A 21441-nucleotide genomic window follows, 5' to 3' on the forward strand; every position below is an offset into this window, starting at 1 on the left:
CGCGTGGAGGGGCCCTGGTGCCGTACGGCACCAGGGCCCCGAAGGAACTTCTACACCACGTGCCGACCCTGATACCGCGCCGGCCTTCTGTGTCCGCCTGCCCGACCCAGTCGCTGTCGGGAGTGCGGGGATCGCGGTTGCTTGACCGGAGACCACCTCACTATCGATGTCCTGCGGTACCCGGGTTCAAGACATCCGCCCGGGCGATCCTGATGGTGCGTCGCTCCTCCGTTGTTCCTCGGTGATCAACTACTTACTACGGGGTACTGCGTACTGCGGGTACTGCTTGGTACTGCGTACTGCGGGTACTGCTTGGTACTGCGAACTGCTCAGCGGCCTGTGACAGCGCCACTCTTCGGCAGCCAGCCCCGTTGCCCGTCCTGCGTCTGCTCTGGCTTAGAACCCCACTGCCGAACTTCCCGGTGCGCGCGTCCGCAGCCGACGCCTTCACCAGGGGTACCGCTCACTGACTTCACTGCTGGGTACTGCGCACTGCACTCGCGGGTACCGCATCTGCCATGACCGCGGTCCCGCTGCGGCGGCCCCTGATCACTGCGGGCCACCCGGTCCGGCCGTCAGTCCCGTCGCCGTCCTGCAACAACCCTGGCTTCGACACTCCACCGCCGCACCGTCCTGCGTACTGCAACCATCTGTACTGCGGGTACTACTTGCCGGCAGTTCGTCTCTGCCAGGCCCTGCTGTCTCTCTGGGCTACGAGAGAAACCATAACCACGCCACCATCCAATGTCTACTCCAGCCGGCATAGATTTTCACGTGTCCGGTAGTGAGGTAATCGACCTCGAACAGTGACACGGGTGAGCCACAGCGCGGTCGCAGCGGGTTGACCGCCGCTCGTTGGGGCAGATGCGCCGACGGGGAGGAACGGCCAACGCCCCCGCGCCACGGCGATGGCACCTGCACCCTCGACCTGACCGCGCACCTGGACAGCGTCGAGGTGGCCGTGCACGACCACAGCCCCCGTGCCCCTCGCACGCGCTCGCCGCCGGTCGACGCAGGTCAGGAGTATGAACGTCATGACGTGGCCGCTGCCGTCGGCGGGCCGGCCTGGGCCCTCTGCCGACCCGCGGCGGCGGCCGAGGCCAGGAGTCGCTGAACGGCCCGGGAGCGGTTCACGAGTCTGAGGCGGCGTCCGCGCCTGGGCCACCAGTCGAGGACAGCGAGCAAGCCGGAGTCGCAGAAGGCGACCCGGGCGGTGTCCAGGACGAGGCCGGTGCAGCCGTTGTCGGCGGCCGAGGCCAGCAGTGCCCGCAGCGGGGCGGCGCTGTAGTGGTCGATCTCCCCGGCGAGATGGAGGACCAGGGTGCTGCCGAGGGTGGCGCAGGAGGCGATGACTATGACGCCGGGCGCGGTGTCCGCGCCCGAGTCGTGCACGACAGCAGGGGCAGGGGTGGCGAGGGGAGCGGGCAGTATCGAGGCGGTGCTTGAGGTGTTCACATTCCCGTCAACGGCTCCTGCCCGGGGCCAGGAAACTAGCCACGCGACCCTTTCACCCCATGTGACCAGCACCGATCGCCGCTAGGGCATGTCCGGCCGTTCATGGTCGTGGGCGGTGAGCATCATCGTCAGGTTCTTCGTAGCGCCTGATGACACATCAGCGGCTTCGGTGCTTCAGACCGGGCCGGCACGTGCATGCGGGCCGCTCTCCTTCGGCAACCTCAACCCCGAAGGAACCGTCGTCGAGTGGGAGTTCCTTCTGTCGGCAGCGGCTGAAAGGAACTCGTCGATGCCGGTGAGCTATGTGCGGCGTCCGACGGCAGCCGGATCAGCAGGGGCCCGGTAGGTCGTGTTGCCCTGCCAATCGGCATTGATCGCCACACACTGAAGCTCTTCAGCACAGCACAGCACGTCGAGGAGTGGAGTCCAGATGGCGAGCGAGCCCGTTCTGTTGTTTGACGGAGACTGCGGTTTTTGTGGCAGAACCATCGAGATGGTTCGGCGCATCATTCAGCCGCGTGTGCAATTCGTCCCCTGGCAGTACGCCGACCTCGCCGCCTTGAACGTCACCGAAGCCAGAGCCGACCGCGAGGTCCTCTGGATCAGTCCTGTCGGCGGCGAGGTCTACGGTGGACCGCGCGCCCTGTCCGCCGTGCTGATGTGCGGACGAAAGCGCTGGTGGTGGCTCGGGTTTGCTCTTCGGGTGCCGCCTGCCAACTGGATGGCACGGGGCGTCTACCGGGTTGTCGCGAGGAACCGCCACCGCATGCCGGGCGGCACGGCCACCTGCTCTCTCCCTGCCCACATGCGAGGGAACCCGGACTGCTGACCTTTACTCTGCCGAGGGCTGTGGCGGCACCGAAGCAGGCGCTGTCCCGACCGGGGCTTTCGCTCCCACGCCTCCTGTGCGCCGGAAAGTACGCCGCCACAGTCTTCCCAGGGATCGGTAGAAGCGGTCCGGCAGGAATGCGGCGTCCGCGACGATCATCGCGCCCGAGAAGAGTGGCAGTCCCATGAGCACCGCGATGTTCACGTGCATGCCCAACAGAAGGATCAGAACAGGGTATTTGATTCTGCCGAACAGGACGAACGGAAAGGCGACCTGCACCAGCACCGTCAGATAGCCGACGACGGCAATCAACAGGTGCTGCTCGGCGACCAGCTGAGACAGCTCGGGCCAGGGACGGAACAGATCGATGTTCAAGACGTAGTGGAGGGCGGTGCCGTCACCCCACTTGGGGCCCTGGACCTTGTACAGGCCCGCGCATCCGTAGAGGAAGCAGACCTGGGCGGCGATGACGAACATTCCGCAGTTGTGCAGCACCGTGGACAAGACGATGCGGGCGTCGCCGAGATGGTGCCGGAGATCGCCGCCCCGCAGGTCTGACGTCTCACCCGCCGACGCCTGGAGCCGGACCCTGCGGGCGTCGAGGGACCAGCGCCGGCCGCACGCGGTGAACACCAGATATACAGCCATGAGGACCATGAGATTGTCCCCGCCGTCCGCCATGAAGAGCGCCCTGGCATGGAATGACACCACTACTACCGCGAACAGCACGGACATCGCCCGCGTCCGCCAGCCCAGCAGGAACAGCGCACACGTGACCAGGGCCGCGGCGTAGCAGATCTCGAAGTACACCCGGCTGTCGGAGAGGGTGAGGATGCTGGCCCACCCGCTCTGGTCGAACAACTGCCTGGCCAGCGTGGGCGTCCACGGTGACCCTGGGCCCCACATCTCGTCGCGGTGGGGAAACTCGCGGAGCAGGAAGACGAGATAGAGCAGCCCGTACCCGATGCGCAGCACCGCCGCTGCGTACAGAGACACCGGCCGCTCGGTCAGGAGGACGAGGAACGCGTGGACCCGGCCGAGTACGCGCTGCGGCATGAGTACGGCGGCCCGCTCGGTGGTACGCGCCGACACTTTCGGCGCCGCGACCGGCTCTTGCTCAGTTCCCTGCATGCGAGGCCACCTTCCACCAGGGCAGATACCGAGTTTCGGCCCGCGTCGGTGTCGCTGCGGCCGGGCGGGATTCAGCCGCTGCGCCGGGCGCAGCAATAGGCCGCGAGATCACCCGCAGCTGGATGGAATCGAAGGTGCCGCCGTGTTGGGCGGCGACACGCTCTGCTGCGATGTTGCGCAGATACTTCTCGATCATCAGGGCCCGCTCCGAGCGCGGCTTGTTGTCGCTCCCGTGCGTTTTGAGGTACGAATTCCAGGCCTGGCGCAGCATGTTCTGTGCCGTATGGCTCGGGAAGACGTTGTGCTTGACGGCAGAGTCGTCCGCGGCGGTCAGATCGATCCAGCCACTCATCCGTGCGGTGCCGTCTGGTGCTGTCTGCTTGACCCTCGCCGAGATCTGCCGGTTGACGGACTGGGGATTCGGGGCGAAGAGCCGCCAGTTCTGCTCGAACACCGGCCGGACCCACGCGTTGACCTGCTGGCTGTACGCCTTCGAAATGGCATTCGGAGGTGCCACGTACAGAAACACCAGGAGTACATGGACCAGGGTCACTGCCAGGCACAGGGCCACCGCGGCTCCTGTGGCAGCGCTCAGCGGGCGGGGTGGCCCTGAATTCTCACGGGTGCCACCCGGTCCCCCGCCGTCGTCCTGCGCTGCCGGCTCAGCGCCGGTCCGCTGCGGATACTTCACGTTTGTCGGCTCAGCACCGCTCAGCACGGCCCCACCCGGTCCTTCCCATCCTGACTGTTCGCACCTGCTGCTCCCGCTTCCGCAGGTGGCGCGCGACGGAACTTGACGACGGTCCACCGCGCACCACCCGTCTCACATTCAGCGCGGAACGTGCGCCTCGTGCACGTTGTGCCTATCCGGCCTGTTGCGCTGGCCGGGCTTCTACGGCTTGTGGTGGCCGGGCTTCCCCGGCTTCACGGGGGAGTCGCACGCGCAGTCGTCGCCGTACCCGCCCGTGTCGTGGCCGCCCGTGTCATGGCCGCCCGTGGCAGCGTCACCGGTCGCAGCGTCACCCGTGGCAGCGTCACCCGTAGCGGCATCGCCCGTGGCAGCGTCACCCGTAGCAGCGTCACCCGTGGCAGCGTCACCCGTAGCGGCATCGCCCGTGGCAGCGTCACCCGTAGCGGCATCGCCCGTGGCAGCGTCACCCGTAGCGGCGCGTCACCCGTAGCAGCGTCGCCGGTGGCAGCGTCACCCGTAGCGGCATCGCCCGTAGCAGCGTCGCCGGTGGCAGCGTCACCCGTAGCAGCGTCACCCGTGGCGGTATCGCCCGTAGCAGCGTCACCCGTGGTCGTGGTGGTGGTGTTCTCACACTCCGGCCTGGTGATCACGTTGTTGTTCAGCGTCACGGCCGCGGTGCGGGCCAGTACACGGCCCTCGATGGTCGCCCCACTGTTGACAGTGATCGCGGTGAGCGCCATGAGGGTGCCCACGAAGGTCGAGCCGGATCCCAGCGTGGCCGACTCGTCGGTCACCCAGAACACGTTGCAGGCCTGGGCGCCGTTCTGAAGGACAATGCTGCTCCCGGATGCGGTGGTCAGTCCCGCAGGAACCTGGAACACCCAGACAGCGTCAGGATTGTTCTGGGCGTCCAGAGTCCAGGTCCCGTTGACCAGGAGACCGGACTCGACGGCGTAGGTACCCGGAATCAGCGTGGGAGTCACGGGCGCCGGGGAAAGGTCGAATTCCTTGGGCTGGCCGAAGGCGTTGTCGTACGCGGTGCCAAGATCGTCCTTCGCTCCGGCAGCCGCCGCGCCTGCATAGATCGTCCCGTCCACCACCGTTCCGGGCGGGAAGCCCGTAACGGCCGTACCCGGGGATACACCGACATCGCCGGTGACCACAGAATTACCTTCGTTGGTGACCGTCGAACCGGCCAGTACCGCGAAGCTTGTCGCGGTACCCAACGGGACCGCTGTTGCCGCATTTGCTCATGTAGGCGTCACTGCGACGACGGCAACAGCGACCAGCAGGGTGAGTACCCCCGCGATCCAGGCCGTCATTGTGCGCCGTTGTGGCGCATCGGGAATGTTCAGTGTCATTAAGGAGCCAACTCCTGTACGGGGTGGTGGCGTCCGGCGTCCCTCTTCGATGGGAATCGCCTCTTCTGTCGGCGGCATATTACGCAGGAATCCGACTTCGATGACGATCCGGTCGGGCCGTGTCGACAGAATCAACCGATACGGATCAAAGAATGTACGATAATGGCGAGCCGAGCAGATTCCCCTATCCGCGTGATGATCCACCGCCGATGCAGTAAATTCCTGCCGTCGCGCCTTTAACATGTAGGCGCTCGACGCCGATCAATCGCCGCCGACTGGCGTTATTTCAATATGGTTGTAACCCTGAAACTCGACGGCATGTTCTCAACGCTTTTCGATCCGTCCACAATGAAGCGAGAAACCTCAGTGGGCGGAATTAACGATTCTGCATACATGAGGCTCTAGGCCTACCTGGAGTGGGGCAACGAAGCCGCGCGCCACCTCTCCAGCTACGTCACCAGGCGTTACATCGACAGGCTCATCCGAGCGTGGATGCATCAGTCGCTTCTGGATGGCGTCGGGCATGCGGCGGGAAGCAACCAGGAGCGGTTGGTGACGGTCCGGCGGAGACGGCCGACTCCTGCTGGCCGTCCCTGCCGTGCCGGCCTTCGCCCACCGCAGCGTGAAGGATCTTTCACCCCGATTCCGACTTCGGCATTCTCAACTGACAGCAGCCGCTGAGCTCCTACTGAGCAGGCGGATGCCCGCTGTTTCAGTCGAAGGCGAGCTCGCGGAAGGTGCCAGAACGGTCCGCGTTCGGGTGGGAGGCCGCCCGTCTGGATGGCCAGCGAATGGGCATCCCACTTGGTGGCGAACCCGGCCTCGGCGGGGCCGAGGGCGCCGATGGTGCGGTCGCCGTTGAGCATCTGCGCGTACGTCTCCGAGCCGGCGCGCTCGTGCGTGACGCCGAGGTAGAGCAGTCCGGGCTTGGAGGACGAGGCCGGTGGCGGCACGGCGAAGCGTGCGGTCAGAAGTGGACCCACACCCCTCTCGACGCCGGCCTCATCGCCGTCGCCAAGCAGCTCGTCGTCGACGGCTGGGAGGTCTACGAGGACGCCCCCAGGACCGGCGCGGGCGCGCGCACCATCGCCCTGGACTCCGACACCGTCGAGGTCCTGCGCCGCCACCGGGCCCAGCGGGGCGCGGACCGCGAGAAGTGGGACACCGCCTCGGTGGAGAGCATCGTCGATTGGTTCGACGGCCGGGCAGAGGTGCTGGTGTACGCACCCGTCAGCCGCTGATGTCAGCCCCCGCACGCGGTCTCTGCATGGGGGCGACGCTGTTGAGCGATGGGGGCTGTCCCTGGCATGGCGGAGGATGGTGCTCATGTGCGCTCTCTTCGACCCCCCTGAGCCTCGCCGCGTCTCGCCGGGCGAGCACCCAGTGTGGGACCAGGCTCTCGCCCTTCTGAACCGGGACCTAGCGGTGACGCTTCCCCAGCTGGAACCCCTGCAGCTGCTGGCCCTTCCGTCCTACGACGCGGATGAGCCGGAGAACGTCTACGTCGCCATGGCCAACGGCGAGTGGCACGGCAACCACTTGGACCCGAACTCACAGGACAGCCTTGCCTCTGCGCTGGCGAGCGTCGCCGATGCCGCGCAGGAGACCGTCATGGAGCTTCTGTGGCAGGCGTGGCCCCTGTGCCCCGAGCATGGCCTGGGCATGCATCCAATGGAGGACACGGAAGAGCGACTCTCCTGGTGGTGCGCGGGAGAACGGTTGCGTCGCGGCCCGGCTCATATCCACGCGGCCGTGGGCGCACTCGACGCTTTGGGAGCGTCGATCCGTACACGGTCTTGAAAACCGTCGTGGCGCGAGTCACCGTGGGTTCAAATCCCACACCCACCGAGCAGGTAGAACGGCCTACCAGATGACACGGTCGGGGCCGTTCTCCTGCCTCTTCCCTGCGGCTGACCGGTGTTCCCCGTGGTTAACCGCTAGTTGGGGCACGTGGGGGCACGGGCCCCGCGCCGTAGAGACCGGTACCGACGCGGAGCGACCACACCGGCCTCCGTTTCCCGGCCGAACTCGTTCCCGAGCTGACTCACCGCCTGGAGCACTTCGCCGGGGCCGGGCAGGACGGCCACCTCTTCCGGGGTCCCCGCGGCGGCCTGCTGCGGCCTGCTGCGGCGGAGCAACTTCCGGGACGACTGGACCGCCGCCCGCACGAAGGCCTGCGTCTCCGGAAATGTGCACTTCCACGACCTTCGGCACACCGGGAACACCCTCGCGTCCAGCACCGGGGCCAGCACGCGCGAGCTGATGACGCGGATGGGGCACAGCACCACCCGGGCCGCGCTGATCTATCAGCACATGACGAGCGACCGTGATCAGCACATCGCGGGGAAGCTCGGAGAGATGGTCCGCCAAGCCCGGAAGGGCAGCGATCCGCCGCCTTCTGGCACGTAGGTGGCACGGCCGTGATCATGCGAAAGGGCCAGCACCGGGGAATCGTGCCCCTGCGCTGGCCCTCTGCCATGAGCCCCCTGTCGGGTTCGAACCGACGACCCCCGCTTTACAAGAGCGGTGCTCTGGCCAGCTGAGCTAAGGAGGCAGCGAGTGCAGTGTAACCAACGGCGTACGGGGGACGGTCGGAAATCTCGTTGCCGTTCGACTGCTGACAGATCGCGGTTCGGCAGGTAGCGTCGCCTGGAGTTCATCTCGGTGGACTAGACCTCAATCCTTCCTTTACTCGGATCGTCCGGCACGTTCCTGCCGGTGAAGGGACACATCACCATGGCTTCCGTCACTTTCGACAAGGCGACCCGGGTGTACCCCGGTGCCACCAAGCCCTCCGTCGACCAGCTCGACATCGAGATCGAGGACGGCGAGTTCCTCGTCCTCGTCGGCCCCTCGGGCTGTGGCAAGTCGACCTCCCTGCGCATGCTCGCGGGTCTCGAGGACGTCAACGCCGGCTCCATCCGCATCGGCGACCGCGACGTCACGCACCTGCCGCCGAAGGACCGGGACATCGCGATGGTGTTCCAGAACTACGCGCTGTACCCGCACATGACCGTCGCCGACAACATGGGCTTCGCGCTCAAGATCGCCGGCGTCAACAAGTCCGAGATCCGCGCCAAGGTCGAAGAGGCCGCGAAGATCCTCGACCTCACCGAGTACCTGGACCGGAAGCCGAAGGCGCTCTCCGGTGGTCAGCGTCAGCGTGTCGCCATGGGTCGTGCCATCGTGCGTGAGCCGCAGGTCTTCCTCATGGACGAGCCGCTGTCGAACCTCGACGCCAAGCTGCGTGTGTCGACCCGTACGCAGATCGCCGGCCTCCAGCGCCGTCTGGGCATCACCACGGTCTACGTCACCCACGACCAGACCGAGGCCCTCACCATGGGCGACCGCGTCGCCGTCCTCAAGGACGGTCTGCTCCAGCAGGTCGACTCGCCGCGCAACATGTACGACCGGCCCGCCAACCTCTTCGTCGCCGGCTTCATCGGCTCCCCCGCCATGAACCTGATCGAGGTCCCGATCGTCGACGGCGGCGTGAAGTTCGGCAACAGCGTCGTCCCGGTCACCCGTGACGCCATCGCCGCCGCGTCCGCCAACGGCGACACCACCGTCACCGTCGGCGTCCGCCCCGAGCACTTCGACGTCTCGGGCGAGACGAGCAAGGACGGCCTGGCCGTCACCGTCAACGTCGTCGAGGAGCTCGGCTCCGACGGCTTCGTGTACGGCTCCACCCGCGTCGGCGGCGAGGACAAGGACCTGGTCGTCCGCGTCGGCGGCCGTGGCGTCCCCGCCAAGGGCACCACGCTGCACGTCGTGCCCCGCGCCGCCGAGCTCCACGTCTTCTCGACCTCCACGGGCGCGCGCCTCAGCGACTGACCCCCGGTCCCGACGACCTCTCCTCGGCCCCGTGTCCCTCGTGGACGCGGGGCCGTTGGTCCATGTGGCAGCCTCCCGGGTGGTTTACCCGGCGAAACCCCGACATGCCCCGGCATTCAGGGCCCGCCGACACCCCCCGCGTCAACACGGGATTCGAAAAGTCGCCTCGAACCATCCCCCGCGAGAGTGACTAAATGTCGCCATATCACTACCGCCCGCTACGCTCGCCTGCGTGACGCACACTGCCCGCCGAATCGGCCGCTCTCTCGCCCTCGTCCTGCCCGTCGTCCTGGTGCTCTCGGGAACGCTCGCGGTGTCCGCCGTACCGTGGGCCGGCAAGGACGCCGGGACCCAGCTCACGGCGTCCTCCTCCGAGGTCTCCGTCCGGGCCAAGTCCCGTGCCCCGCAGGACGTCCTGCGCGACCAGCTCCTCGCCGAGCTCCAGGAGAAGGACCCCGGCACGGCTCTCACCCACCTCCAGCGCGAGGTGGAGAACCGGCCCTCCCTCGCCAAGCACTGCATGTCCATCGCCCGCTCCCTCGGCCGTGCCGCCGTCGAGCAGTACGGCCCCTCCCGCGCCCAGTCCTTCTCCCGACCGGTCTGCGACACCTCGTACGCGACCGGCGTGATGCGCGCGAGCTGAGGCGCCGTCGCGCGTCCGGCCGTCGGGCGTACGGGGCACCTATCGTTCCCCGTATGCACACCACTCCGACGCAGGCCGTGGTCCTGGCGGGCGGCCAGGGCTCACGGCTCCGCCCGTACACCGACGACCGCCCCAAGCCGATGGTCGAGATCCCGGGCACCGGGACCCCGATCATCGGCCATCAGCTTTCCTGGCTGGCCGCCGAGGGCGTGACCGACGCCGTCGTCTCCTGCGGCCATCTCGCCGAGGTGCTCCAGGAGTGGCTCGAAGGCGCCGAACTCCCCCTCAAGGTGACGACCGTCGTCGAGACCGAGCCGCTGGGCCGCGGCGGCGGCCTGAAGTACGCCGCCGCCCGCCTGCCCGCGCCCGACCAGCCGTGGTACGCCACCAACGGCGACATCTGGACCCGTTTCTCGCTGCGCGAGATGGCCGCCTTCCACGCGGAGCGCGACGCCCTCGCCACGCTGGCCCTCGCCCGTCCCCGGATCCCGTGGGGCGCCGTCGAGACCGACACCTTCGGGCACATCACCGACTTCATCGAGTCGCCGCCGTCGCCGTTCCTGATCAACGCCGGCGTGTACGTCTTCTCCGCGGCCTTCACCGAGCTGCTCCCCGACCTCGGCGACCACGAGCGGACCACCTTCCCCCGGCTCGCCCGCGAGCGGCGCCTCGCCGGCTTCCCGCTCCCCCAGGGCGCGTACTGGCGGGCCATCGACACCGCCAAGGACCTCACCGAGGCCGCGAAGGAACTCGCCCTCCAGAGGGGCTGAGAGCCGGCGAGTTCAGAGCAGCAGAAAGGGCGGCACCGCTTCGTGCGGTGCCGCCCTCTCCGTATCCGGGACGGGATCCCGTACGAGATCCCCTACGGGCCTCTCAGCCCAGCAGGCCGCCGATCGGGTTCCTCGCCCCGCCCGACGTCGATCCGCTCTCCGGGGGCGTGTCCGTCGAACCGCCGGTGGAGCCGCCGCTCGACGTGCCGCCTGTGCTGGTCGGGGTGTCGCTGGTGGTCGGCGGGGGCTCCGGCCGGGACTCCGTGGGCCCGCTGCTCGTGGCGCCGGTGCTGCTGCCCTGGGTGGCGGTCGGGCGCTGCTCCTGGGTCCGGCTCGCCTCGCGGGTCGTCTCGGTGGGCCGGGTCGCCTCCCGCGTCTCCTCGCGCTCGGCCGGGGCCTCGCTGGTCGCGGACGGCCGGGGCGCGGTGGACGCGGCCGTGGAGGGCGCGCGGCTCGTGGTCTCCGTGGAGAGCGGCCGGCCGGGGAGGTGGTTGATCGGGTCGTCGTTGGGGCCGGGGACGGTGACCATCTCGGTGGAGCGGACGGCGCCGCCGAGGACGGAGCCGATGAGGAGGGTGAGGCCGACGACGACGGAGGCGACGAGGGTGCTGCGGCGCATGACGCGGCGGCGGAGCTCCCAGAGGTCGGCGCGGGGGCCGAGGGTGCGCCAGGCCTCGCCGGCGAGGCGGCCGTCGAGGGAGTAGACGGGGGCTCCGGCGATGATCAGCGGGGACCAGGCGGCGAGGTAGATGATGTCGGCGGAGTCGTAGACCGGGACGGTCCTCCAGCTGACGGTCAGCAGGAGCGCGGCCGAGAGCAGGGCGCCGACGACGGCCGCGGCGCGCTGCCAGAGGCCGAAGACGGTGAGGACGCCGACGACGACCTGGAGGAAGGCGACGGTGAGACCGGCGCCGACGGGGTGCTGGAGGGCGAAGTCGCGGAGCGGTTCGGCGAGGGCCCAGGGGTGCAGGGAGTTGAGCCACTTCACCATGGAGCCGCGCTCGCCGCCGTCGAAGTAGACGGGGTCGCAGAGCTTGCCCATGCCCGCGTAGATCGAGATGAAGCCGAGGAAGACGCGGAGCGGGAGCAGGACGACGCCGAGGTTCATCCGGCGGCCGGGGTAGTAGGCGTGCCGGACGCTGTCCTGCCCGTGGCGCTGCGGGGACCGGTCGTGCGCCGCGTCGTCGTCCTCGTGGGCTCCCGGGCCACCGGTCTCGGGGCGGAGCTCGTACAGCTCGTCGTACGCGCCCTCGGCTCGGCGCATCGGCGGCAGCAGGGGTCCGGAGTCGGCGGTCACCACGGGGGTGGGCATGGTGTCGTCGATGCGCGGGATGGCCTGGGTGGCGCCCGCGTCGAGCCCGGAGTGTCCCGGATGGCCCGGGTGGCCGATGCCGGGTTCCAGGGTGGAGACCGACGACTCGCGGACGGCCTGGAGGAGGCCGGTCGCGCCGGGTGAGGACTTTCCGGTCCATACGACGGGACGGCGGCGGGCGCCGCCCGCTCCCGCCGCGACCCCGGAGAGGGCTGCGGTGCGGGCGCCGGCGCCGAACTTCGGCTGCGGGGCGGGTGCGAGCCGCACACGGAAGCTGGCGTGGTTCACGATCACCTGGGCGGGATCGGAATCCACCTTGACCATGCTCAACGCGGGCTGATCGTCGAACCCCGGCCGGGGCGTTCTGGTGTCCACACTCATCTAACCGAGTGATCTGGGTTTAGGACACTGCCTTGACGGCTCGCAAATGTCCGAGACCCGTCAAGATCACGCCACGGCCGGGGCCGAAAGTACTACAGGGACGTGCCCATCCGGCGGCGGGCCGCCTCGTAGAGCACGACACCGGCGGCGACACCGGCGTTGAGCGACTCGGCGCCGCCCGGCATCGGGATGCGGACGAGGAAGTCACAGGTCTCGCCGACGAGTCGGGAGAGGCCCTTGCCCTCGGAGCCCACGACGATGACGACCGGGCCGGACAGCGCCTCGAGGTCGTGGATGTCGTGGTCGCCGTCGGCGGCGAGGCCGACGACCGCGAGACCGGCCTTCTGGTACGCCTCCAGGCAGCGCGTCAGGTTGGTGGCGCGGGCGACCGGAGTACGGGCGGCGGTGCCGGCCGAGGTCTTCCAGGCGCCGGCGGTCATACCGGCGGCGCGGCGCTCGGGGACGACGACGCCGTGGCCGCCGAAGGCCGCGACGGAGCGGACGACGGCGCCGAGGTTACGCGGGTCGGTGATGCCGTCGAGGGCGACGATCAGCGGCTCCTCGTGGTGGTCGTAGGCCGTCGCGGCGAGGTCCTCGGGGTGCGCGTACTCGTACGGCGGGACCTGGAGGACGAGACCCTGGTGGTTCAGGTTGTTCGTCATCCGGTCGAGCTCGGGGCGCGGCGCCTCCATGATGTTGATGTTGCCGCGGCCGGTGGCGAGGTTGAGGGCCTCGCGCACGCGCTCGTCGTTGTCGATGAACTGCTGCACGTACAGGGTCGAGGCGGGCACGCCGTCGCGCAGGGCCTCGAAGACCGGGTTGCGGCCGACGACCATCTCGGACGTGCCCTTGCCGCCGCGGCGCGCGACGGGCTTGCGCTTGGCCGCCTGCCGGTTCATCGCGTTGGTCACGCGGAACGCCTTGTGGCCCTTGCGGTTCTCGGCCTTGGGGGTCGGGCCCTTGCCTTCGAGGCCCTTGCGCCGCTGGCCACCGCTGCCGACCGTCGCACCCTTCTTGTTGGACGTGCGACGGTTCCTGCGCTGGCTGTTCCCGGCCATGACTACCTGTTTCCTCTATTGCCTGCGTACAAAAGTCTGTAACTGAAGTGTGCCGCCCGGAGCCCCGAGCGGCACGTCTTCTAACGGTTGCCCAGCGTCCAGCGGGGGCCGTCGGGGCTGTCCTCGATGGCGAGACCGGACTGGTTGAGCTGGTCGCGGATCGCGTCCGCGGTCGCCCAGTCCTTGCGCTCGCGGGCCGACTCGCGCTGCTGGAGCACGAGCCGTACGAGGGTGTCGACGGCGCCGTGGAGCTCTTCGCCGCCACCGGTCTCCTCGGCCCACTGCGGGTCGAGCGGGTCCAGGCCGAGGACGCCGAGCATGGCACGGACCTCGGCGAGGCGGGCGATGGCCTCGTCCTTGTCGTCCGCGGCGAGGGCGCTGTTGCCCTGGCGGACGGTGGTGTGGATGATCGCGAGCGCGTGCGGCACGCCCAGGTCGTCGTCCATGGCCTCGGCGAAGGCGGGCGGCACCTCGTCGGCGGGGGCGACGGTCGTCCCGGCCTTCTCGGTGGCGCGCTGGACGAAGCCCTCGATACGGGCGAACGCCGACTCGGCCTCGCGCAGGGCCTCCTCGCTGTACTCGATCATCGACCGGTAGTGCGGGGTGCCCAGGTAGTAGCGCAGGACGATCGGGCGCCAGTTCTTGACCATCTCGGACACGAGCACGCTGTTGCCGAGCGACTTCGACATCTTCTCGCCGCTCATGGTGACCCAGGCGTTGTGCACCCAGTACCGCGCGAACTCGTCGCCGAAGGCCTTGGCCTGGGCGATCTCGTTCTCGTGGTGCGGGAAGATCAGGTCGAGCCCGCCGCCGTGGATGTCGAAGGCGGAGCCCAGGTACTTGTGGGCCATGGCCGAGCACTCCAGGTGCCAGCCGGGACGGCCGCGGCCCCACGGGGTCTCCCAGTCGGGCTCGCCCGGCTTGGTCGCCTTCCACATCGCGAAGTCACGCGGGTCGCGCTTGCCGGTGATGCCGTCCTCGGCGGGCTGCCGCAGGTCGTCGATGTCCTGGTTGGACAGCTCCAGGTATCCCGGGAAGGAGCGCACGTCGAAGTAGACGCTGCCGTCGGCCTCGTACGCGTGACCGCGCTCGATGAGGCCGCGCATCATCTCGATCATCTCGGGGACGTGCCCGGTGGCGCGGGGCTCGTAGGTGGGCGGCAGGCAACCGAGCGCGTCGTAACCGGAGTTGAACGCGCGCTCGTTCTCGTAGCCGATGGACCACCAGGGGCGGCCCTGGTCCGCGCCCTTGGCGATGATCTTGTCGTCGATGTCGGTGACGTTCCGGATGAACGTGACGTCGTAGCCGCGGTACGCGAACCAGCGGCGCATGATGTCGAAGTTCAGCCCCGAACGGATGTGCCCGATGTGCGGGGCCGCCTGGACGGTGGCGCCACAGAGGTAGATCGAGACGCAGCCCGGCGTGAGCGGGGTGAAGTCACGGATCTGCCGGGCGCTGGTGTCGTACAGGCGAATAGTCACCACTCCAGGGTAGTGGGCGTGTGGTAGTGCCCCGCGACCTGTTGCGGTATCGCGGGGCACGTTTTTCACGGCCTCTGGGGCGATACGGGGTAGACGAGGGCGGTCGCGAGGGCGGCGAGGCCCTCGGCGCGGCCCGTCAGGCCCAGTCCGTCGGTGGTCGTGCCGGACACGGAGACGGGTGCTCCGGCCGCCGCGCTCAGCGCCTTCTGGGCCTCGTCGCGCCGCTTGCCGACCTTGGGGCGGACGCCGACGACCTGGACCGCGATGTTGCCGATCTCGTACCCCTCGGCGCGGACGATCCGGGCGGCCTCCGCGAGGAGGGTGACGCCGGAGGCGCCGGACCACTCGGGGCGCGAGGTGCCGAAGTGGGCGCCGAGGTCGCCGATGCCGGCGGCGGAGAACAGCGCGTCGCAGGCGGCGTGGGCGGCGACGTCGCCGTCGGAGTGCCCGGCGAGGCCGTACTCCTCCCCCTCCCAGAGGAGGCCGGCGCACCAGAGTTCGCGGCCCTTCTCGAAGGCGTGGACGTCCGTGCCGATGCCGGTACGGGGGATCAGGGGGAGGTTCGGCTGCTCAGAAGCCATCGTTGGCCCTCCTGCGGGCGAGTACGGCCTCGGCGAGGACGAGGTCGAGGGGGCGGGTCACCTTGAAGGCCTCTTCGTGGCCGGGCACGACGACGACGGGCGCGCCGAGCCGCTCGACCATGCCGGCGTCGTCGGTGGCGCCCTCACCGGTGAGGGCGATGGTCGCGTGGGCGTTGACCAGGGTGTCGTGGTCGAAGCCCTGCGGGGTCTGGACGGCGCGGAGCCGGGCGCGGACCGGCGTGGCGACGACCTGTTCGGGGTCGCCCGGCTTCTCGGCCGGTTCGACCTCCTTGACGGTGTCCGCGACGGGCAGCGCGGGGACGACGGCGACGGCCCCGTCCCGTACGGCCTCGATGACCGCGTCCACGGTGTCGACGGGGACGAGAGGGCGGGCCGCGTCGTGGACGAGGACGGTGGTGACGCCCTCGGGGAGCGCTTCGAGGCCGAGGCGCACGGACTCCTGGCGGGTGTCGCCGCCGGGGACGACGAGGTAGTCGGTCCGTTCGGGGAGGGCGTGGGCGTCGAGGAGGTTCTTGACCTCGGCGGCGCCCTCGGGGGGCGCGACCACGACGACGAGCGAGACCGCCCGGGAGGCGGCCATCGCGCGGACGGCGTGGATGAGGATGGGGGTGCCGTTCAGCGCGCGCAGCGCCTTGGGGGCGCCCGGCCCGAGGCGTACGCCCCGTCCTGCGGCCGGGATCACCACGGCGGTACGGCTAGGACGCGCTTCGTCTGACATCGGTTGCACTCCGGCAGGTTTGTTTCCGCGGCCGACATGGGTATGGCCTCACCGTGCCGGACGCTCCGCCTTGACCGGGCCCTTTCCGTGACGACGGTCGAGGCGTTGCCGCCCGAGCACAGGGGTTCGGACGTAACAGGGGGTGCGGGTACTTTCTCGACGGTGTGGACACACGTGACTCGTGACCGTGTGCGTGCCACCGCGCGTACGCTCCGCATACGTACGCGAACATGCCGCAGCGCCCGACGACGGCACTGTGTGGATCACAGCACGCCAACGGGCACCGCGGCATCGCTTCACTTGGTAACGCGCTCGGATGTCGTCAGAGCACGCTCAGGACGCGAGGACCTCGTCGAGGAGAGCCTCGGCCTTGTCCTCGTTCGTGTTCTCCGCGAGGGCCAGCTCGCTGACCAGGATCTGCCGAGCCTTGGCGAGCATGCGCTTCTCGCCCGCGGAGAGACCCCGCTCGCGCTCGCGCCGCCAGAGGTCGCGGACTACTTCGGCGACCTTGATGACATCGCCAGAGGCGAGCTTCTCGAGATTTGCCTTGTAGCGACGGGACCAGTTCGTCGGCTCTTCGGCGTACGGCGCGCGAAGCACCTCGAAGACCCGGTCCAGCCCGTCCTGACCGACTACGTCGCGAACACCGACGAACTCCGCATTGTCCGCCGGCACACGAACCGTCAGGTCGCCCTGGGCGACCTTGAGCACCAAGTAGGTCTTGTCCACGCCTTTGATCTGGCGAGTCTCAATGGCCTCGATCAGCGCGGCCCCGTGATGGGGATAGACCACGGTGTCGCCAACCTTGAACGTCATGTGACAGGTACCCCTTCCGTGGCTATCCAGGGTAACACGGATAGAGCTTGTTCTGAATGGCGTTTTCGCAGGTCAGGGCATATCTCGGGGCTTGACAACAGCATCACGAACGTGCTGCGGAGGGCTTCCGGAAGGCGGTATTCGCAGGTCGGAGCCGCTGCGTGGACGCAGAGAAACGCGCACGTTACACCTACCCGGAGCCCCACAACCGAGGAGCGATGCCCCGTTTTGTCGGGTTCGGAGCCGCCTTCTTCGCCTACTCCGTTCGAGGATCGCCCACCCGTACGGATGCATCGCACGATGATTCCGTAATTGATCAGCCGACCCCGCTCCGGGATTTTCCGGAGGCGCGGGACCCGGAATGCGAGGCGACCCTCGAATTGATCAAGGCGGTTATGTGAACAACAGGTCAATGGGTCGTGATCCGGCCACGACGGCCGGTGACGGACGCCGGACGGAGACGGGCGGGGGCCGGTTAGGGGCGGGTCGGGTGCGGGACGGAGAGTAGGGCTCGGTAACCTAAGCGCGCTGACACACCCTTAGCTGGTCCTTAGCTCACAAACCTGTCCTTAGCCTGTCCGTACGTCCTAGGAGATGCCGCCGCCGTGAGCCGCAGCCTTCGACGCGGCGCCCTCGCCGCCACCGCCATCGTGTTCTCCATCGCCGCGCTGTCCGCCTGCGGGGCGGGCAACGACGCGCAGACGCTCGGCGTCCGGCCGGACAACGCCGCCGTCACCGTGGACGACGTCAAGATCCAGAACGCGCTCGTCATCACCCAGCCCGAGGCCGCCTCCAAGGGCCCGGCCGCCGTCTCCGCCACCCTCTTCAACAACGGGGACCAGCCGCAGACCCTCGAATCCATCAGCCTGCCGGGCAGCAGCGCGACCGTGAAGCTGAAGGCGGCAGAGGGCACCGGCCCGATCACCGTCCCGGCCAACGGCTCCGTCGTGATCGGCGGCGCGGGCAACGCCTCCGCCCTCATCGAGAACGGCTCCGAGGCCGCGCGCGCCGGCGACGCCCAGAAGGTCACGTTCAAGCTGAGCGAGACCGGCGACGTGAGCCTGAGCGCCTTCGTCGTCCCGGCGAAGAGCTACTTCAAGGACTTCGGCCCCGAGGTCGTTCCGGCTCCCCCCGGCAGCTCCCCCACCGCGTCGGCGTCGCCGACGGGCGAGGCGGAGCACGGCTCGGAGCACGGCTCCGAGCACGGCGGCGAGCCGTCGGGCGAGGCGACCACCGCGGCCGGCCACTGATCGTGTACGCGTGAAGGGGCGCCCCCGGCTCGGGGGCGCCCCTTCACGTACGTCCAAGGCGGTCTACGGCTCAGACGTGTGGCCCAGGCCCCGGACCGACTCCCGTCCGGTCTACGGCTCGAACTTGTAACCCAGGCCCCGGACCGTCACCAGGTAGCGCGGGGCGCCCGGGTCCGGCTCGATCTTGGCGCGGAGGCGCTTCACGTGGACGTCGAGCGTCTTCGTGTCGCCGACGTAGTCCGCACCCCACACCCGGTCGATCAGCTGCATGCGGGTCAGCACGCGGCCCGCGTTGCGCAGCAGCATCTCCAGGAGGTCGAACTCCTTCAGCGGCAGGTCGACCTTGCCGCCCGAGACCGTCACCACGTGACGGTCGACGTCCATACGGACCGGGCCGGCCTCCAGGGCCGCGGGGGTGACCTCCTCCGGCTCGCCGCGGCGGCGCAGGACCGCGCGGATGCGGGCGACCAGCTCCCGCGAGGAGAAGGGCTTCGTCACGTAGTCGTCGGCTCCTATTTCGAGTCCGACGACCTTGTCGATCTCGCTGTCCTTGGCGGTCACCATGATCACCGGGACGTTCGAGCGCCCGCGCAGCTGGCGGCACACTTCGGTGCCGGGCAGCCCGGGAAGCATCAGGTCGAGGAGGACGAGGTCGGCTCCGTTGCGCTCGAACTCGTCGAGGCCGTCGGGCCCGGTCGCCGCCACGGCGACCTCGAAGCCTTCCTTGCGGAGCATGTACGACAGGGCGTCGCTGAAGGATTCCTCATCCTCGACGACGAGCACTCGGGTCACGGAAGGACCTCCGGGGCAGAAAGCGGTTCGGTCATGAGATCAGGGGTGGAGGAGGAGGCGGGCCGGCGGTCCCGTACGGTGCCCGCCTCGGGCAGCCGCAGGGTGAAGGTGGAGCCCTGGCCCTCGGTGCTCCAGACGGTGACCTCGCCGCCGTGCGAGGCGGCCACGTGCTTGACGATCGCCAGACCGAGCCCCGTACCGCCGGTGGCACGGGAGCGGGCCGGGTCGACGCGGTAGAAGCGCTCGAAGATCCGCTCGCGGTCCTTCTCCGAGATGCCGATGCCCTGGTCGGTCACCGCTATCTCGATCAGGTCGCCGCCGGGGGCCGCGATGCGGCGGGCGGCGATGCCCACCCGCGTACGGGCCGGTGAGTAGTTGACGGCGTTCTCCACGAGATTGCCGAGGGCGGCGGCGAGCTGACCCCGGCTTCCCCACACGTGCAGGTCGGCCGCTCCTCCGGAGACCATGCTGATCTGCTTCGTGGAGGCGGTGTGCCGGGAGCGGTCGATCGCCTCGGCGACGAGTTCGTCCACGGACACGGGCTCGGAGTCTTCCAGCGGGTCGTCGTTCTGCACACGGGAGAGGTCGATGAGCTCCTGTACGAGATTGGTGAGGCGGGTCGCCTCTATCTGCATGCGGCCGGCGAAGCGGGTGACCGCCTCGGGGTCGTCCGAGGCGTCCATGACCGCCTCGGAGAGCAGGGAGAGCGCGCCGGTCGGGGTCTTGAGCTCATGGCTCACGTTGGCGACGAAGTCGCGCCGTACCGCTTCGATACGGCGGGCTTCGGTGAGGTCCTCGACCAGGAGCAGCACGAGCCGCGAGCCCAGCGGGGCGACCCGGGCGGAGACGGCGAGGGCCTCGCCGCGTCCGGAGCCGCGCCGGGCAAGGTCCAGCTCGACCTGTCGTATCTCCCCGTCGCGGCGGGTGTCGCGGGCCATGTTGAGCATGGGCTCGACGGCCAGCTTCCCGCCGCGGACCAGACCGAGGGCGTACGCCGCCGAGCTGGCCTTCACCACGGAGTCGCTCTCGTCGAGGACGACCGCGGAGGAGCGCAGTACGGACAGCACGGTGTCGACGCCGGGCGGGAGCACGGCGTCGGTGTGCAGGGAGGTACGGGTGGGTCTCGCCTGGTCGCGCTCGCTCCAGCGGAACGCCAGCATGGCGATCACGCCGGTGCACACGCCGGCGATCGCGGCCAATGCGGCGACTGCCGCGTTCACGTCCATGCCTCAAGGTTATGCGTGGTCGCGGACACTCTCCCAGCCGTCCGAGTGGCTCCTCGAACACTCGTCGCTCAGAGTTCACTGTGAAGACGGGGCTGGTTCATTTGCCCCGGACGGGACGGTGGCGTGCGTAGCCCAGAGTTCACCTGGGGGAAAGTGGCGGTTCATGTGTGGGGATGGAACCGGACGCGTAGGGGGCCGAACGTGGGAGCGTGGGGGTCCGAAGCCCCACCCGGACCCCGGAGCTTTGCGTAGAGAGGGACATCCATGCGGGACGCGTACCACGAGGAACTTGACTCGATCGGCGAGAGCCTGGTCGAGATGGCCCGGCTCGTCGGGTCGGCCGTCGGGCGCGCCACGACGGCGATGCTCGACGCGGATCTCAAGCTCGCCGAGAGCGTGATCGCGGCGGACCAGAAGGTCGACAACCTCCAGCACGAGCTGGAGGCACGGGCCATCGCGCTGCTCGCGCGCCAGCAGCCGGTGGCGACGGATCTGCGGATAGTGGTCACGTCGCTGCGCATGAGCGCCGACCTGGAGCGCTCGGGCGACCTCGCCCAGCACGTGGCGAAGCTGGCCCGGCTGCGGTTCCCGGAGTCGGCGGTGCCGCGGGACCTGCACGCGACCATCCTGGAGATGGGGCAGCTGGCGCAGCGCCTGATGGCGAAGGCGGCGGAGGTCATCATCACGAAGGACGTCGACCTGGCGCTCCAGCTGGAGCAGGACGACGACGAGATGGACCTGCTGCACCGGACGCTCTTCCAGCACCTGATCGACGACCGCTGGAAGCACGGCATCGAGACGGCGGTCGACGTGACGCTGCTCGGCCGGTACTACGAGCGGTTCGCCGACCACGCGGTGTCGGTGGCGAAGCGGGTCGTGTACCTGGTGACGGGTGAGCACGCGGACGAGCTGCAGGCCTCCGACTCGCCGGTCGAGGGCGCGTGACCCTGGCGGGTGCCGTGGGTGCGGGGCGTCGTCCGCGGGGCCGGAGGGCTCGGGTGCCCGGGGGCGCGTAGGCGCGCGGGCGCCGATGCGCCGTTGATGCGCCCGCCCGGCTGGGCATGCAATGGGGGGAGGCGACGCACGCCTCG

General features: G+C 69.2%; 21 protein-coding genes, 2 tRNA genes and 2 pseudogenes. 10 read left to right on the forward strand and 15 right to left on the reverse strand.

Going from position 1 to position 21441, the window contains the following annotated elements; translation table 11 throughout:
* Window positions 1-1032: 1032 nt before the first annotated feature.
* The gene (locus tag IO20_RS0125725; RefSeq protein ID WP_030554242.1) at window positions 1033-1455 is read right to left on the reverse strand and encodes an STAS domain-containing protein; all 423 of its coding nucleotides are present in this window, start codon (window positions 1453-1455) and stop codon (window positions 1033-1035) included.
* A gap of 430 nt (window positions 1456-1885) precedes the next feature.
* Here IO20_RS0125725 and IO20_RS0125730 point away from each other — a divergent pair, with 430 nt between their 5' ends.
* Window positions 1886-2284 carry a thiol-disulfide oxidoreductase DCC family protein gene (locus tag IO20_RS0125730; protein ID WP_030554244.1) on the forward strand — a complete coding sequence of 133 codons (399 nt, stop codon included), beginning with the start codon at window positions 1886-1888 and terminating at the stop codon, window positions 2282-2284.
* A 3-nt stretch (window positions 2285-2287) separates the two neighbouring features.
* Here the strand turns inward: IO20_RS0125730 and IO20_RS0125735 are convergent, their stop codons facing one another.
* The 5 genes and pseudogenes from IO20_RS0125735 to IO20_RS41545 form a co-directional block, all read right to left on the reverse strand.
* On the reverse strand, window positions 2288-3340 hold the full coding sequence (locus IO20_RS0125735) for an HTTM domain-containing protein (protein ID WP_030554246.1): 1053 nt from the start codon (window positions 3338-3340) through the stop codon (window positions 2288-2290).
* Between the two features lie 61 nt (window positions 3341-3401).
* On the reverse strand, window positions 3402-3986 hold the full coding sequence (locus IO20_RS0125740) for a DUF5819 family protein (protein WP_051874689.1): 585 nt from the start codon (window positions 3984-3986) through the stop codon (window positions 3402-3404).
* A 353-nt stretch (window positions 3987-4339) separates the two neighbouring features.
* Window positions 4340-5332: an ice-binding family protein gene (locus IO20_RS37725; RefSeq protein ID WP_078964552.1), complete on the reverse strand. Its 993-nt coding sequence runs from the start codon at window positions 5330-5332 to the stop codon at window positions 4340-4342.
* A 24-nt stretch (window positions 5333-5356) separates the two neighbouring features.
* Complete coding sequence (locus IO20_RS40385; protein ID WP_157850803.1) at window positions 5357-5710, reverse strand: hypothetical protein; 354 nt, start codon at window positions 5708-5710, stop codon at window positions 5357-5359.
* Window positions 5711-6297: 587 nt separating this feature from the next.
* Window positions 6298-6396: pseudogene (locus tag IO20_RS41545) on the reverse strand (dCTP deaminase); the annotation flags it as partial.
* Between IO20_RS41545 and IO20_RS39860 the strand changes: the two are divergent.
* The 4 genes and pseudogenes from IO20_RS39860 to IO20_RS38855 form a co-directional block, all read left to right on the forward strand.
* Complete coding sequence (locus tag IO20_RS39860) at window positions 6364-6708, forward strand: hypothetical protein (RefSeq protein ID WP_245685047.1); 345 nt, start codon at window positions 6364-6366, stop codon at window positions 6706-6708. The pseudogene IO20_RS41545 and the gene IO20_RS39860 sit on opposite strands and share 33 nt — an antisense overlap.
* A 184-nt stretch (window positions 6709-6892) precedes the next feature.
* Window positions 6893-7267, forward strand: coding sequence for a hypothetical protein (locus IO20_RS0125755; protein WP_342668791.1), 375 nt, complete (start codon window positions 6893-6895; stop codon window positions 7265-7267).
* Window positions 7232-7312, forward strand: a tRNA-Ser gene (locus tag IO20_RS40390). Before IO20_RS0125755 ends, IO20_RS40390 begins: the two co-directional genes overlap by 36 nt.
* A 170-nt stretch (window positions 7313-7482) precedes the next feature.
* Window positions 7483-7876 (forward strand): annotated as a pseudogene (locus tag IO20_RS38855) (tyrosine-type recombinase/integrase); the annotation flags it as partial.
* Window positions 7877-7947: 71 nt separating this feature from the next.
* On the opposite strand, the gene IO20_RS0125765 reads toward IO20_RS38855, so the two are convergent.
* A tRNA-Thr gene (locus IO20_RS0125765) sits at window positions 7948-8021 on the reverse strand.
* A 182-nt stretch (window positions 8022-8203) separates the two neighbouring features.
* Between IO20_RS0125765 and IO20_RS0125770 the strand changes: the two genes are divergently transcribed.
* From IO20_RS0125770 to IO20_RS0125780, 3 genes are all read left to right on the forward strand, one after another.
* Window positions 8204-9301 carry an ABC transporter ATP-binding protein gene (locus IO20_RS0125770; RefSeq protein WP_030554252.1) on the forward strand — a complete coding sequence of 366 codons (1098 nt, stop codon included), beginning with the start codon at window positions 8204-8206 and terminating at the stop codon, window positions 9299-9301.
* A gap of 232 nt (window positions 9302-9533) precedes the next feature.
* A complete protein-coding gene (locus tag IO20_RS0125775; protein WP_030222298.1) occupies window positions 9534-9944 on the forward strand; it encodes a hypothetical protein in 411 nt (136 codons plus the stop codon).
* A 53-nt stretch (window positions 9945-9997) separates the two neighbouring features.
* The gene (locus tag IO20_RS0125780) at window positions 9998-10714 is read left to right on the forward strand and encodes a nucleotidyltransferase family protein (protein ID WP_030554254.1); all 717 of its coding nucleotides are present in this window, start codon (window positions 9998-10000) and stop codon (window positions 10712-10714) included.
* Window positions 10715-10817: 103 nt separating this feature from the next.
* Here the strand turns inward: IO20_RS0125780 and IO20_RS0125785 are convergent, their stop codons facing one another.
* The 6 genes from IO20_RS0125785 to IO20_RS0125810 form a co-directional block, all read right to left on the reverse strand.
* Entirely contained in the window at window positions 10818-12407 is a 1590-nt protein-coding gene (locus IO20_RS0125785; RefSeq protein ID WP_030554255.1) for a DoxX family protein, read from the reverse strand.
* 92 nt (window positions 12408-12499) lie between these two features.
* Complete coding sequence (gene rlmB / locus IO20_RS0125790; RefSeq protein ID WP_030554257.1) at window positions 12500-13465, reverse strand: 23S rRNA (guanosine(2251)-2'-O)-methyltransferase RlmB; 966 nt, start codon at window positions 13463-13465, stop codon at window positions 12500-12502.
* Between the two features lie 80 nt (window positions 13466-13545).
* A complete protein-coding gene (gene cysS / locus IO20_RS0125795) occupies window positions 13546-14946 on the reverse strand; it encodes a cysteine--tRNA ligase (protein WP_030554259.1) in 1401 nt (466 codons plus the stop codon).
* Between the two features lie 65 nt (window positions 14947-15011).
* On the reverse strand, window positions 15012-15527 hold the full coding sequence (ispF, locus tag IO20_RS0125800; RefSeq protein ID WP_030554262.1) for a 2-C-methyl-D-erythritol 2,4-cyclodiphosphate synthase: 516 nt from the start codon (window positions 15525-15527) through the stop codon (window positions 15012-15014).
* A complete protein-coding gene (gene ispD, locus IO20_RS0125805) occupies window positions 15517-16266 on the reverse strand; it encodes a 2-C-methyl-D-erythritol 4-phosphate cytidylyltransferase (protein ID WP_030222315.1) in 750 nt (249 codons plus the stop codon). Before ispD ends, ispF begins: the two co-directional genes overlap by 11 nt.
* Window positions 16267-16599: 333 nt before the next feature.
* On the reverse strand, window positions 16600-17082 hold the full coding sequence (locus IO20_RS0125810; RefSeq protein WP_003953493.1) for a CarD family transcriptional regulator: 483 nt from the start codon (window positions 17080-17082) through the stop codon (window positions 16600-16602).
* Window positions 17083-17687: 605 nt separating this feature from the next.
* Here IO20_RS0125810 and IO20_RS0125815 point away from each other — a divergent pair.
* The gene (locus tag IO20_RS0125815; RefSeq protein WP_030554264.1) at window positions 17688-18332 is read left to right on the forward strand and encodes a copper chaperone PCu(A)C domain-containing protein; all 645 of its coding nucleotides are present in this window, start codon (window positions 17688-17690) and stop codon (window positions 18330-18332) included.
* A 111-nt stretch (window positions 18333-18443) separates the two neighbouring features.
* On the opposite strand, the gene phoP is transcribed toward IO20_RS0125815, so the two are convergent.
* Together phoP and phoR are read right to left on the reverse strand one after the other, a co-directional pair.
* Window positions 18444-19115 (reverse strand): two-component system response regulator PhoP, encoded by a 672-nt coding sequence (gene phoP / locus IO20_RS0125820; RefSeq protein ID WP_465270246.1) that lies wholly within the window; start codon window positions 19113-19115, stop codon window positions 18444-18446.
* 5 nt (window positions 19116-19120) lie between these two features.
* Window positions 19121-20350: a two-component system sensor histidine kinase PhoR gene (phoR, locus tag IO20_RS0125825; protein WP_030554265.1), complete on the reverse strand. Its 1230-nt coding sequence runs from the start codon at window positions 20348-20350 to the stop codon at window positions 19121-19123.
* Window positions 20351-20614: 264 nt separating this feature from the next.
* Here phoR and phoU point away from each other — a divergent pair, with 264 nt between their 5' ends.
* The gene (gene phoU, locus IO20_RS0125830) at window positions 20615-21295 is read left to right on the forward strand and encodes a phosphate signaling complex protein PhoU (RefSeq protein WP_030554266.1); all 681 of its coding nucleotides are present in this window, start codon (window positions 20615-20617) and stop codon (window positions 21293-21295) included.
* Window positions 21296-21441: the final 146 nt, after the last annotated feature.

The sequence above is a fragment of the Streptomyces exfoliatus genome, from assembly GCF_000725545.1.
Classification (GTDB): Bacteria; Actinomycetota; Actinomycetes; order Streptomycetales; family Streptomycetaceae; genus Streptomyces; species Streptomyces exfoliatus.

Excerpts from the sequence above, each read along its gene's own strand:
- IO20_RS0125770 (WP_030554252.1), top strand. The coding sequence starts at position 8,204 with ATGGCTTCCGTCACTTTCGACAAGGCGACCCGGGTGTACCCCGGTGCC.
- ispD (WP_030222315.1), bottom strand. The coding sequence starts at position 16,266 with ATGTCAGACGAAGCGCGTCCTAGCCGTACCGCCGTGGTGATCCCGGCC.
- IO20_RS40385 (WP_157850803.1), bottom strand. The coding sequence starts at position 5,710 with ATGTTAAAGGCGCGACGGCAGGAATTTACTGCATCGGCGGTGGATCAT.
- phoR (WP_030554265.1), bottom strand. The coding sequence starts at position 20,350 with ATGGACGTGAACGCGGCAGTCGCCGCATTGGCCGCGATCGCCGGCGTG.
- IO20_RS0125735 (WP_030554246.1), bottom strand. The coding sequence starts at position 3,340 with ATGCCGCAGCGCGTACTCGGCCGGGTCCACGCGTTCCTCGTCCTCCTG.
- ispF (WP_030554262.1), bottom strand. The coding sequence starts at position 15,527 with ATGGCTTCTGAGCAGCCGAACCTCCCCCTGATCCCCCGTACCGGCATC.
- IO20_RS0125780 (WP_030554254.1), top strand. The coding sequence starts at position 9,998 with ATGCACACCACTCCGACGCAGGCCGTGGTCCTGGCGGGCGGCCAGGGC.
- IO20_RS0125810 (WP_003953493.1), bottom strand. The coding sequence starts at position 17,082 with ATGACGTTCAAGGTTGGCGACACCGTGGTCTATCCCCATCACGGGGCC.
- phoU (WP_030554266.1), top strand. The coding sequence starts at position 20,615 with ATGCGGGACGCGTACCACGAGGAACTTGACTCGATCGGCGAGAGCCTG.
- rlmB (WP_030554257.1), bottom strand. The coding sequence starts at position 13,465 with ATGGCCGGGAACAGCCAGCGCAGGAACCGTCGCACGTCCAACAAGAAG.
- IO20_RS0125730 (WP_030554244.1), top strand. The coding sequence starts at position 1,886 with ATGGCGAGCGAGCCCGTTCTGTTGTTTGACGGAGACTGCGGTTTTTGT.
- IO20_RS0125785 (WP_030554255.1), bottom strand. The coding sequence starts at position 12,407 with ATGAGTGTGGACACCAGAACGCCCCGGCCGGGGTTCGACGATCAGCCC.